At 44.3% G+C, this 12,946-nt stretch carries 12 protein-coding genes; 6 read left to right on the plus strand and 6 right to left on the minus strand.

Features of this window, described 5'->3' with window-relative positions; all coding sequences use genetic code 11:
- Positions 1-101 precede the first annotated feature (101 nt).
- Positions 102-896, plus strand: coding sequence for an NPP1 family protein (locus L1D50_RS15800; RefSeq protein ID WP_128726942.1), 795 nt, complete (start codon positions 102-104; stop codon positions 894-896).
- Between the two features lie 47 nt (positions 897-943).
- Here L1D50_RS15800 and L1D50_RS15805 read toward each other — a convergent pair whose 3' ends face one another.
- Positions 944-1,408, minus strand: coding sequence for a hypothetical protein (locus L1D50_RS15805; RefSeq protein ID WP_128726943.1), 465 nt, complete (start codon positions 1,406-1,408; stop codon positions 944-946).
- A 286-nt stretch (positions 1,409-1,694) separates the two neighbouring features.
- Here L1D50_RS15805 and L1D50_RS15810 point away from each other — a divergent pair, with 286 nt between their 5' ends.
- From L1D50_RS15810 to L1D50_RS15825, 4 genes are all read left to right on the plus strand, one after another.
- Positions 1,695-4,805: an efflux RND transporter permease subunit gene (locus L1D50_RS15810; protein WP_128726944.1), complete on the plus strand. Its 3,111-nt coding sequence runs from the start codon at positions 1,695-1,697 to the stop codon at positions 4,803-4,805.
- Positions 4,806-4,819: 14 nt separating this feature from the next.
- Positions 4,820-5,893 (plus strand): efflux RND transporter periplasmic adaptor subunit, encoded by a 1,074-nt coding sequence (locus L1D50_RS15815; protein ID WP_239966372.1) that lies wholly within the window; start codon positions 4,820-4,822, stop codon positions 5,891-5,893.
- Positions 5,894-6,030: 137 nt separating this feature from the next.
- The gene (locus L1D50_RS15820; protein ID WP_239966373.1) at positions 6,031-6,786 is read left to right on the plus strand and encodes a Nif3-like dinuclear metal center hexameric protein; all 756 of its coding nucleotides are present in this window, start codon (positions 6,031-6,033) and stop codon (positions 6,784-6,786) included.
- A gap of 31 nt (positions 6,787-6,817) precedes the next feature.
- Positions 6,818-7,621: a methyltransferase domain-containing protein gene (locus tag L1D50_RS15825; protein ID WP_239966374.1), complete on the plus strand. Its 804-nt coding sequence runs from the start codon at positions 6,818-6,820 to the stop codon at positions 7,619-7,621.
- A gap of 12 nt (positions 7,622-7,633) precedes the next feature.
- Here the strand turns inward: L1D50_RS15825 and map are convergent, their stop codons facing one another.
- The 5 genes from map to L1D50_RS15850 form a co-directional block, all read right to left on the minus strand.
- Positions 7,634-8,404, minus strand: a complete 771-nt coding sequence (gene map / locus L1D50_RS15830) for a type I methionyl aminopeptidase (RefSeq protein ID WP_239966375.1) — start codon at positions 8,402-8,404, stop codon at positions 7,634-7,636.
- A 1-nt stretch (position 8,405) separates the two neighbouring features.
- Positions 8,406-8,606 (minus strand): ParD-like family protein, encoded by a 201-nt coding sequence (locus L1D50_RS15835; RefSeq protein WP_128726949.1) that lies wholly within the window; start codon positions 8,604-8,606, stop codon positions 8,406-8,408.
- Positions 8,607-8,771: 165 nt separating this feature from the next.
- On the minus strand, positions 8,772-11,045 hold the full coding sequence (locus L1D50_RS15840; protein WP_239966376.1) for a TonB-dependent siderophore receptor: 2,274 nt from the start codon (positions 11,043-11,045) through the stop codon (positions 8,772-8,774).
- Between the two features lie 202 nt (positions 11,046-11,247).
- Complete coding sequence (locus L1D50_RS15845; protein WP_128726951.1) at positions 11,248-11,622, minus strand: rhodanese-like domain-containing protein; 375 nt, start codon at positions 11,620-11,622, stop codon at positions 11,248-11,250.
- Positions 11,619-12,107: a hypothetical protein gene (locus L1D50_RS15850; protein WP_128726952.1), complete on the minus strand. Its 489-nt coding sequence runs from the start codon at positions 12,105-12,107 to the stop codon at positions 11,619-11,621. The genes L1D50_RS15845 and L1D50_RS15850 overlap by 4 nt, the downstream gene beginning before the upstream one ends.
- A 113-nt stretch (positions 12,108-12,220) precedes the next feature.
- Between L1D50_RS15850 and L1D50_RS15855 the strand changes: the two genes are divergently transcribed.
- Positions 12,221-12,739, plus strand: coding sequence for a hypothetical protein (locus L1D50_RS15855; RefSeq protein ID WP_128726953.1), 519 nt, complete (start codon positions 12,221-12,223; stop codon positions 12,737-12,739).
- The last annotated feature ends 207 nt before the right edge of the window (positions 12,740-12,946 follow it).

A 12,946-nucleotide genomic window follows, 5' to 3' on the forward strand; every position in this document is an offset into this window, starting at 1 on the left:
ACATTAGATATACATTTAAGTCATACTTCTATTTTAACCTTAGATTCTAATCGTTAGCGGTTGTGCAAAACGGCACAACTGCATTTATTAAGGAAAGCAGTATGACAACAACACAACTCCCCTTATTGTCCCTCGCAATTGTTGCAGCGTCTACACAATACGCTTACGCCAATGACTTTGCGGCATTAGACGAAGCCCTACCAGCACCCTACATTATCAATGGTACTGAACCTGTGTTCGATTTTGACGGTGATGGTTGCCTCCCGAGTGCTGGGATCAGTAGAACTGGCGTGCAAAATTCAGGGCTAAAGACATCGGGGCGCATCACAGGTGATTGCCGAGATAATCAATTTTTAAATACTTCTAATACTGTGCATCGCTACGCTTGTAAAACCACTGCTAGCGGCGAGTATTGTGGACATTTCTATGCACTTTACTTTAAAAAAGACCAAGTGTTTGATTATTTTGGTGGTGGTCATCGACATGACTGGGAATATGCGGCGGTATGGACTCGAGATGGCATAGTTACACACGGTAGCTATAGCGCACATGGTGACTTATTCACTAAACCCGCCAATGAGCTACCATTCGAGAACGGTCATTTAAAAATTGTCTATCATAAAGATGGTATTTTGACCCATGCACTACGCTTCGCCAAATCAAACGAAATCGCTGAAAATAACTATCATCGCTTTGTTACTCCCACAATCATTAGTTGGAATAAAATGACTGGGGATGGAATTTCCAACTCCGAATTACGAGAAAAGCTAAATCAGTATGATTATGGCTCTGCCACCCTGCCCGTAAAAGATAATCGTTTCCTCAATAACCTCAATCGCTTTAAACCAGGTGAATATCCAACTTACGCGCAAAGTGATGTAGATAACGCTCAATGATCATTACGAGCAACTTGCTTCGCTGACTGGTGAACTAATTCAGTGCGTTAGCCAACATCTTGCTGTTGCCTGCGCATTTTTGCTCGCTCTAGTTTATATTGTGCAAAGAAGATACTATCCATTTCACTCGTTTGCGGATCGATAAAATAGGCGATATCGCTTCGGTGTGGTTCAGGTGAAAAGTGCTTGCCATCTTCCCAATAAAGCACAGCATGTTTAACTAACTCACCAAGGTAGGTGTGATCCCATGCATAATGGCTAAAGCCATAGTGTTCCCCCAAATTAGGTGAATATTCTTTTTCAATATATTTCGCCTGCCCGGTATTTTTGTAATCCGCAAATTGTTTAGCATCTTGCTCCGCCGATTGTGGATCAGTGAAATAGGCAATATCACACCTAGGTGGTAAGGCTTGAGGTAATCCAAACTTATCCGTAACACCACTGCACTTTACGACTATCCATTGCACAAAATGCGCTCCGATAATATGGTCCCATTTTAACGCAACGTACATATAACCTCCTTTTGAACATCATTTATCAATTATTGCTAAGAACTGATCATACTCGGCTAAGTTTAGCCACTTCTATTGATCTTACTAGTACAAGTTCATTTGCCTTTAATTCAGATCAAAAAGTTTTTCAAACTACAAAAAAGCGTTACAAGGTATTACAAAAGTACGTTTTATCGCTGATTTTTGCTAATTTATCGCGAACTTTGGTAAACGTGAAATTCATCTTACTGGCACTTTTTTTACATCACACTACAATGCAGAAAAAGCAAGATTGGAAATATACTAAATGAACGTGACACGCAGTTCGCTAAAAAATCCAGCGAGTGTAATTGTCATCTTGGTGTTGATTATTTTATTTGGGCTGTTAAGTATATTTAAACTGCCCATACAGTTGACACCAGATATTGAGCAACCACAGATCACGATTTTCTCGGGATGGCGCCAAGCAGCACCAGAAGAAATAGAATCGGTGATCATCGAACCGCTAGAAAATGCGGTAAAAAACACACCCGGTGCACTTGAGGTTAATACTAACATCAATCGTGGTAATGGCTCTATTACACTAACATTTGCGGTGGGTGCAAATATGCAACAAGCGATGTTAGATGTGCTAACAAGCTTAAATCAGGCCCCACCGTTGCCACTTGATGCGCTAGACCCAGTCGTTTTCGCCGGCGGTAATAACGGTGAAGCAGCAGCCACTTTGCTGGTCACGCCCAAAGACTATCAGTCAAATAGTCTTGATTTTGATATGGCGCAGTTTCAAAAGCAAATCGACGAGTTTATTGAACCAAGACTTGCACGTATTCCTGGCGTAGCACGCGTTGATCTTGCGAGTGAGCGGCCAAAAGAGCTGCGTATTACTTTCGACCCACACAAAGCCGCCGCGCTTGGTATTAGTTTAGATCAAATCAGTAATGTACTTGCGAGCTCTCGCGATACCTCTGGAGGTCTCGCCAACGTTGGACGTCGCCAATATACCGTGCGATTCACCGGCCAATACGACCTTTCCAGTATGGCCCAAATGCGTGTCGGCTATTCTGGGGACAGGCCTATCTACTTAGGTGATATTGCAAGTGTTGAGCGCACCTTCTCAGACCGTTTGGGCATGAGTGGCCGCAATGGTAAACCGGCCTATTATATTCGGATCTCGCGGGCCAACGAAGCAAATACCGTTGCCTTGCTTGATGAGATCAACCTTGCAATTGATGAACTAAACCAAGGGCCGCTGGCTGAGAATGGCTTGTCGATTGAACTCAGTTTTGATGCCTCTGTCCACATTCGTAATGCACTTTCTTTAGTAAAAAGTAATTTAGGCCTTGGGGTACTCTTATCTTGTTTAATTCTGTGGCTATTTTTTAGAGGCTTAAAAGCAACCTTGGTGATTGCAGCTACAATCCCAGTTTCATTGATGGTCGCCTTTTTAGCACTTAATATCTTTGACCGTAGTCTTAATGTGATCTCGCTGGCGGGGTTAGCATTTGCAGTGGGCCTTGTACTAGACGCCGCAATCATAGTCCAAGAGAATATCTCACGCTTAAGAGCAGAAGGATTCGATAACAAAAAAGCCGCCTTAAAAGGAGCAGCACAAGTGACCGGAGCATTATTTGCTTCGACAACCACCAGCGTCGCCATCTTTTTACCTATTCTCTTTATGGCAGGTATTGAGGGGCAACTATTCTCCGATTTAGCACTGACACTTTCGATTGCCGTTATTGCGTCAATGTTGTGTGCTATTACCCTTATTCCACTGGCAAACCATTTGTGGCCAGACTCTGAACTAAAGCCAGATCCTTATCATAAATACTGGCAAAAGCTCACCAATTTCATCATGAAGTTGACCAATAATAGAGTAAAGCAACTTACTTGGATTGCCGTATTATTGGGTGGCTCGGTGGTTACAACCATGACCATGCTGCCAAAAACTGACTTTATGCCAAGAGCCCCCACCGATGGCTTTTTCTTTAGCCTAGTGACACCACCTGGAGGCAACGTACAGTTTATGGAAGAAGAATTGCTGCTGCGTGTTAAAAAGCGCTTAATGCCCTATTATCAAGGCGAAAAAGAACCTGGTATTAAAGACTTTAATTTCTATGCGTTTGGTTCTAATGCAGGGGGTTTTATCTACTCAGCCGACCCTCAACGTGTGGAAGAGTTGATGAAAGTGGCCAAAGAAGAAATCTTCGTTGACCTTCCCGATACTCAAGTGTTTTTCTTTCGCGGCTCCATGATCCAAGTCGCCAACGGTGGCGATGGTCGCGATATCAATATTGACCTTACAGGTCCCAATATGGACGACTTAATCTCAGGTGCGCAAGTGGCTTTGCAAGCAGTACAAACCGCGCTTCCAGAGGCAACTGCCAGACCTCAGCCGCGATTGGATATGGCAGAGCCAGAGCTTAGATTAACGCCTAACGATCGCAGGATCACCCAAGCGGGATTAACCCGTCGAGATGTGTCTCAAGCGGTACAAGCTTATACCGGTGGATTATTCGTCAATGAGTATTTTGATGGTAACGAGCGTATGAACGTTATTCTTCGTGGTATCCCTTGGCAAAGCCCTGAGGAACTAAAAGCCTTGCCTATCGTAACGCCTCAGTCAGGAATTCAAACTCTCGGCGAGTTGGCAAATATAGAACGTACGGTTGGCCCAACGCAACTGCGACGTGTCAACGGCCGTCGCACGGTCAGCATTGTTGTCACACCTCCAGCTGATATGAGCCTGCAGCAAGTGCAAACCATCTTGAGTGAACAGGTAATGCCAAAAGTGCGCGCAAGCCTGCCGGCCAGTGCCGGTGCTATTTTGGCGGGGAATGCGCAAAAGATGAATTCCGCAATGGAAGAAATGGCACTGAATTTTGTCCTTGCGTTGTTCATTTTGTTTTTGTTGATGACCGCGCTATTTAAGTCCGCCAAAGACAGCGCCTTGGTATTGTTAGTGATGCCACTGGCTATCGCAGGTGGCGTGCTGGCTCTGTATATCTTAAACCTCTTTACCTTTCAGTCCTTGGATTTACTGACCATGATAGGTTTTATTATCTTGCTTGGGCTGGTCGTTAACAATGCCATTCTACTGGTGGATCAGACTCGTGTAGCGATGGCATCGGGTATGAGCCGTGAAGCGTCGGTCAGACAAGCAGTGTTACTAAGAGCAAGACCCGTTTACTTGAGCACCTTGACCAGTCTGTTTGGCATGCTGCCACTAATGCTCATGCCCGGCGTCGGCTCAGAAATCTACCGTGGCCTTGCTACCGTCATCGTCGGTGGCATGGCTATCAGTGCATTATTTACCTTAGTGTTGATGCCAAGTTTATTGCAACTTGGGCGGCAAACTCCGCCATCCGAAACAAACAAATCAACGGCCAAAGCCCCGCTCAGCCTAGTTGCCAATCAGTGAGTAGTGAGAACAGAATGAAAAACCCAATAAAACAGACACTTCAGGCCCTAGCACTGTGTGCTGGGATCGTTGCGCCACAAGTCGTCGCCGTGGTGCCAGTCACCGTCGCTGAAGTGACAAAAGCCCCTCTCACGAGCGAAATTGAAGTCAGTGGCACACTTTATGGGAAAGACGATGTGACGCTGACCGCAGGAGTTAGTGGCCGTTTGTTGTACGTAGCAGAACCCGGTACCAGTGTCGCGAAAGACGAAATCTTAGTGCGGATGGACACACTCCCACTGGAACTCGATAAGGCCCGCCAAGCCGAATTATTAAATCGAGCCAAGATCAATTTACGCTTATATCAACAAGAATTGACTCGATTAAAAAAGCTCGCAAAAACCAGCAGTGCGGCAGAGAGCCAAGTCGATGAAATGCAAAATAAACATGACCTAGCGCTGTCAGATATCGCCTTAGCAGAAGTCGAACTTAAGGTTATTGACGATAAGTTGTCCCGCGCAACGGTCCGTGCACCATTTGATGGCGTTATCAGTGAACGTTTTAAGCGCGCGGGTCGGGAAATAAACCGTGCCGATGAACTGCTCACCATATTAGATATCCATCATCTTGAAGTTCGCTTATATGTGCCAGTTAAGTACTTGAAGTTTTTGCAAAAAGGCATAGCGCTGCCAATACGTTCTGGCGACTTATCTCAGCCAGATAATACGTCAGCAAAAGTCACAGCAGTGATCCCCTCAACCGATCCGCGCTCACAAACCGTTGAAGTGCGTGCAGCACTGGCAGCAGATCAAACCCATACGTGGGCAATTGGCCAATTAGTTGATGTCACAGTGCCGCTCACTAGCAAACAAGCCGTATTGCTGGTTGACCGAGACGCCTTGATATTACGTAAGCAAGGCACCCATATCGTCAAAATAGACGAGCAAAATAAAGCCGAACAAATTCCTGTCACCGTCGGCAATGGCAAAGGCCAATGGGTTGAAATTACTCCCCGCACCAGCGATATCTTACATGCCGGTGATAGAGTCGCGGTTCGCGGCGCAGAGCGTCTACAAACAGGACAAGACGTTGAGGTGACAAACCCTTAATCGCACCAGTTACTAGCCCAATGAGCTCACTCATGGACGAGCGGCTCATTTTTCTTTTCTACCCCCCACGATATTCTCCCTTTTTGATCTATCGTAAAACCAGTTAAACTAGCGCTATCTAAGAGTTAGGGGGTGTTATGAAACGAACCAAATTAGTGAATCAATTAACGGAATTACTAAAGCCATTTCAAATTAACGATTACTGTCCAAATGGTCTGCAAGTAGAAGGAACTGACGAAATCCAAAAAATCGTCACGGGTGTTACCGCCAGCCAAGCTTTAATTGATGCCGCTATTGAACGTGGTGCAGATGCCATTTTGGTTCATCACGGCTATTTTTGGAAAGGGGAAGATCAATGTGTCACTGGCATGAAAAAGCGCCGCCTACAAGCCCTGCTTGCCAATGACATCAACTTAATCGCTTACCACCTCCCACTAGATGTTCATCCTGAACTCGGGAATAATGCACAGCTCGGTAAGTTACTTGGGCTTGAATTTGAAAGACCGCTTGAACCTTGGAATAAAAATAGCGTAGCGGTAAAAGGAAAATTAACGACGCCAATGACAGCTGTTGATTTTGCCGCTTTAGTTGAAGAGAAGCTCGGTAGAAAGCCGCTCTTAAATGTTGCAGGCGATCATCCAATTAGCACTATTGCTTGGTGTACAGGTGGTGGGCAAAGCTTTATCGATCTCGCAGCAAGCCAAGGCATTGATGCCTACTTAACGGGTGAAGCATCAGAGCAAACCATTCATTCATCTAACGAGCAACAGATCCACTTTATTGCGGCGGGACATCATGCCACAGAGCGATACGGCGCGAAGGCACTTGGCGAATATTTGGCTGCACTATATGGTTTGGATGTTGAATTTATTGATATCGACAACCCGGTTTAATACCACTTTGCTTAACTAAGTGATCTCGCATATGGCTAGAAAAAAGCAGCAGCAAAAACCGGCACCGACAGATAGAAACTTTGCTGAACTAACGCACAAGTTTAAAAACAATATCTATGGCACCAATAAAGGTAAAATCAGAGAAGCGGTGCTCAAGCGTGACTTAAGCACACAAGTTGACTGGCTAACGCAATCAAGTGGCAAACGCATATTAGATGTTGGCGGCGGACAAGGGCAATTGGCGCTCTTTCTAGCTTCGCTTGGCCACCATGTCACCGTGATTGATATTTCAGAAGAGATGCTCGAACTTGCCAAAACGCGCGCGGATGAAGCCGGACTGAGTGACCAACTTCATTTTATCCACGCGCCTCTGCAAGCACTCGATACGCTGAACTTAGGACAATTCGACTTAGTATTGTGCCATGCGGTGCTTGAATGGTTGGTTGAGCAACAAAGTGCACTTATGCTGCTAAAGGCGCAGCTAAGCAAAACTGGCTTGCTTTCGCTAATGTATTTCAACCATGAGGCGCATCTGATGGCCAATATGGTGTACGGTAACTTCGACTATGTGCAAAAAGATCTTAAGGTAAAACAAAAAGTAGGTCTCAGCCCCAATAAGCCAATTAGCCAAACTGATATGGCAACTTGGCTTGATGAGGCAAAGCTCAACGTTATTCAAAAAACCGGTGTTCGCTGTTTTCATGACTACTTAAGGGAGTTAAATAAGGCGGATGAAGGTTTTGATGCTTTGCTCGCTTTAGAGCTTAAATACAATCGTCAAGAGCCTTATGCGTCTCTAGGTCGCTATACCCACTTGATGTTAAAAAAAGCGTAAGTACAGCACTGCTTACGCTTCTTCCGCTCTTAGGGTTAACACTTCAACACCGTCGTCTGTGACCAGCACCGTATGCTCCCACTGCGCCGATAGCTTTTTATCTCGAGTTACCACAGTCCAGCCATCTTTTTTGGTTTTAATTTTTGCGCTTCCCTGATTGATCATCGGCTCAATGGTAAAGGTCATCCCCGGCTTTAGCGTCATCCCGGTATTTGCTTTGCCATAGTGCAATACATTTGGCGCTTCATGCATTTCTCTACCGATCCCATGACCACAATACTCGCGTACCACAGTGTAACCGGCTTTCTCAGCCACTTGCTGTACAGCCGCACCGATGTCCCCAAGCTTTGCTCCTGGTTTGACCATTTTTATTCCAGCCCACATCGCTTGGTAAGTCGTTGCCACTAATTTTTTGGCCGGGAGTAATGCTTCAGGCATTACGTACATTTTGCTGGAGTCGCTGATAAAGCCATTTTTCTCAAGCGTAATGTCGATGTTTACAATATCAGAAGACTTCAAGATTTGTGATCTACTCGGCACACCATGGCACACAACCTCGTTTACAGAGCTATTAAGGACGAACTGATAACCATACTGACCAAGGCTGGCTGGACGCGCTTTAAGCTCATCAACAATAAAGTTGTGCACTTTGTCATTAATCTCTAGCGTAGAAATTCCGGGTTCAATCCAACTATCAATGTAGCCAAACACCTGCGTAAGCAATCGCCCACTTTCGCGCATCAATTGGATCTCATCAGCGGTTTTGAAGGTAACCTCTTGCATCTCAATTTCCTTTTGGCTGTTGTAACTTTACTCGTGACATCTCTGCCGCAATGATCTCTGTAAACGTAAGCGTTGGATTACGCTCAGCAAGTCGCCCAATTTTAATCCAGAACTCAGCCTGTGAATTGATTGAACGCGACATCACTGTGCTCGCTTCACGGATCTCATCGTGTAGTTCATCTGAAATTTTTACGATACCCACTTATATAAACCATATACATATCATATATACTTTATATAATAACGAAGTTGCGGAACAATGCAAAATCTAATGCCAATTCGCTTATTATTTTGAAGCAAAAAATTTGAGGCAAAAAAATACACCGCTTCGGCGGTGCATTCCGTATTTCAAGCTTAGGTTGACTCACTAAAAGCTATAGCGCATCCCTAATTGCCAATTGAACGGTTCGCCGTGCATTACGTAGCCGTCCCAAGATGAAATACTGTTGTAGTAACTTTCATCCAGTAGATTGTTGAAGTTAAGCGACACACTAAGCTGTTCACTCACTTCATATCTTGCCATTAAATTAAGTAACGCACCGGAAGATTGTGTGATCTTATACGCCTCACTACCGCCGCCCGGCAATGGCCTTTGTGGTATTGCATAAAAGCTACCTTGCCAATTAATTCCAAGCCCCGCAGTAAAGCCGTCAACAAACTCGCTAAAGTCATAGGTGGTATACAGGTTGATCAGCTCTTTGGGCTGATCCGTTAACAGCTCTTTGCCATCTTTTGATTCAGTTTTGTGTTTTGATAGCCCTAAGCTGATATTCCACTGCTCATTGATAGAGCCCGTAAATTCAACTTCAAAGCCTTCTGTCGTATCGCCTTCACCGCGCTGAATATATGGCCTATTGCCCTGCGGAGTGAGATAGCTGTCTGGGTAATTTGGATCGGCAATTGCAAGTCCATTTTCAACATTGCGATACACCGCCGCCGTAAAGTTCAAGGTGTCATCAAGTAGCTCACCTTTTACCCCTAGCTCGTAGCTTTCGCCTGTGCTTGGGTCAAGCATTTTATCATTGATATCAAAATAGGCCTGTGGCTGGAATGCTTCTGTGTAGCTTGCGTAAACACTATATTGTTCATTAATATCAACCACGAGCCCGGCATAAGGCGTAACTTCTGTATCCACCTTTTCATGATAGCGGTTACGAAGAAAATTACCGTTGTTAGGATCATAAAGGTCAATATCGTACTCCCAATTGGTGATCCTAGCACCAACAATAAGCTTAACATCATCATGCGGGTTAACGCGCACGGCCACAAATCCACCATTAGAGTCTGTTACCGTCAAACTATCACGGCCTAAATCTTTAAATGGATAGCGCGGCACGTCACCTGTCCAATCATGAAAATTTAACCCTTCCAATGAAATCGTGGTTTGGTCTGCTTCATTACCAAATGACGTACGCTCTCGCTTGAATTGGTTGTAGCTGAAAATAACATCGTGCGTACGACCAAATAGCTCTACTGGGCCTTGGAGTGACAAGTCTATTGTCTTTTGTTCATCTTCGGAGCTACTTATTACAGCACTGTAACCGAATCCATTATCGCTGCTGCCATCTGGGTTGATAGGCCCATCAGGATAGACGAAAAACAGCTGCCCACCTTGCATCTCAATAGTATTGTAAGTCGCGATGGCATGAAGTTGCCAATCGTTTTCAAACGCGTGATCAAGTCCTACAAAGTAGGTGTATTCTTCGGTTGGCCAGCTACTCCATTTTGCCGTCATCCCGGTGTCACCACGGCGTCCCTGATAGCGACTACCATCAGCGTAAAAGTAAGGTTGAGAGTGGCTATTTATCGCCCCTTTCGAAGCGGTATCAGCATATTCTACACCGAGTCGTAATAAGGTGTAATCGGTCAGATCTGCCTCAATAGTAGAATATATGGACGTCTTCTCTTGGCTATAACGCTCAATGTAAGAATCTCTTTCATAATGTGCAGCAACAAAGCGGCCACGAATACTGCCTTCTTGGTTTAACCCACTCGCCACATCCACCTCTGCTCGGTAATTATCCCAACTACCAGCCGAAACCGCCACGCTGCCCTTAAACTCATCGCTTGTTGCACGTTTTCTTACTAAGTTTACGGTGGCGGTTGGGTCACCAACGCCAGTTAATAAACCATTTGCACCACGTACAATCTCCACGCGCTCATAAGCAACCGCATCCCCGTTTACATTCGGTCTTCGGCCACCAGGAAACTGTTGCACACCGTCGATTTGGATTAAATTGACATCACCGCCACGTACAGAAAAACGTGTCCTATCAAGACTGGCTCCCCGCTTTGCATAAAAGCCAGTTGCATGTTCCAAGATCTCATCAATGTTAACCGTTTGCCAATCTTGCATCATTTGATTTGTGATAACGGTCACCGCTTGAGGCGTTTCACGCTGTGATAAAATCATTTTTAATGCCGCTTTGTTTGCAGATTCAGTGTAATTTTTTACACTCGTACCTGTCACATAAATATGTTCTAGTTCCTGAGCCCTACCGTCACCCGCAGCATCAGCTGCTAGCGCATCATCGGCAACTTCAGCAGCATGTGCATTGCCATATAATGAAAACAGCACAAAAGTGGCGCAAAGAGAGAGTGTTAAAGAATGGTTTAGTGTACGTGGAGATGAAGATCGCATCGTTTTTCCCTAAATTAACTTCATTACGAAAACGATAGTAATTATCATTTATATTAATATTTGTTTCAAGTCCCTATTTTAGTTATGTGGAGTTATTTTAAGCACAATAAAAATGTGGCAGCGACCAACCTCTGTTAAACTTTGCCGTCTCCCTTTTGTTTTTTTTACTCTCTGCTATTGACTCAAAAAAGTAGGGGGTCCCCTACTTTTTCACCACAGGTAGAGACTCTGCCAACCACTTATTCATATCACCTTCTAGGTGTTTTAAGGTGTAGCCTTTTGGCGCTAGTGCCTCAATAAAGATGCCAGCCCTACGTCCAGATCGGCAATACACAACGAGTGGTGTATTTGTCAGTTTAGCTAGCTCTTCCTGATGTGTCTCAATCTCATTAAAAGGAATGTTTATTGCCCCTTTGATATGTCCTGCGGCAAATTCTTCAGGGCTTCGCACGTCCACTATGGTGTAAGCGTCTGCAGACATTTGGTTTATCATCAGCGCTTGCTGTGTGATCGTTTCCGGTTGTGCATAGCAAACACTGCTAACAAACCACATAAAGCCAATAATCAATTTTCTCATTTTTTAGTCTCCTTTTTGTATAATCCATCAAATACCATTTGCCACTTGTCGGCGCCTTGCTTACTCTGCCAAACCTGACGTACGGTACCATCTGGATTCGCAGTCCATGTTATCTTATCCGTCACCTTAATACCTGCTGCATTTATTCTATCCCCTTGTAATACCATTTTCCCTTCACGAAACTCACCATCTAACTGTAACAACAACCCACTATTATCCACCCAAGTTTGATGCCAACGATGAGTGGATACATCATAAATATTTATACTCTCACCACGATACCCAAGCTCAGTGGTATAATTCTCTTTAATGACACAACCATCATACTCTCGGGTAATGCGATTACGTCCATACTCAATGCCTCCTACGCTCGTTACCGACCAATCTCCAAGCCAAAAATCAAACTGCCTAAATCCTTGATCTTCACATTTAGCTAAGCTACTGCAGCTAAAAAACAAAATACTAATAACCAGCCATATCTTCATTTCACTAACTCCTTATACCTGACTTTGTTAGCTTAGCGGGGATTAACCAAACAGCTAAAGAAATCGGGAAATACTCCGATACAGTTAGCAATAGAGATAACAAGGATAACGTTATGGAAATTCAAATGAAGCCACATCACTTTGCCGGCGCACAAGACGCAAGTAGAGAAACACCTACTGCCACGAGTAATTCCACAGAAGAAACGGAAGAAAAACCTACAAATGAAGCCATATTGACGGAGTTTATGGACAAAAAGGCAAAGAAATACAAAGACAACAACCCAAATTTTAAGCAACAATATGAAGCGCTAGAAGAGTCAGAAGCCCTATTAAAGGATCAGGTAGAGCATTTACAGCAGCTTATTTCCGAATTGATGAAAGCGCCTTTACAACGAACAATGAAAATATCCGATGAGAGTAATATCGACACTCCTTCACAGCACGACGCCACGCTCAGATACGAGCATACCGGTGCCAAACAATATCGCGACAAAGAGACTGAAAAACAAATCGAGATCTTAACCCGTCAACTTGATGAGCTAAAAGCACAATATGCAGATGTAAAACAACAGATGATCCAGATGGTACGAGACGAAATGACCAGACAGCGCGATAAAAGATACGAAACCTAATATCAGTTGTTCATCACTTTTAACTTTTGTTCATTTAAGTATGGCTGTAGTCGCGGCAGGCAGTTTTTTACTGAATCGCTCCCCCTGCGTGGTTACTACACCAATTTTCACAATTAAAATTGCCGCTGAATTTTTATTCACAAAAATTCAGCCACCATTTTATCCACTAAAAATAAGTTATATAAAAATCATACGGTTAAGAAAAGC

Origin of the sequence: Pseudoalteromonas sp. Isolate6 (assembly GCF_022398435.1) — a bacterium.
GTDB classification, from domain to species: Bacteria; Pseudomonadota; Gammaproteobacteria; order Enterobacterales; family Alteromonadaceae; genus Pseudoalteromonas; species Pseudoalteromonas galatheae.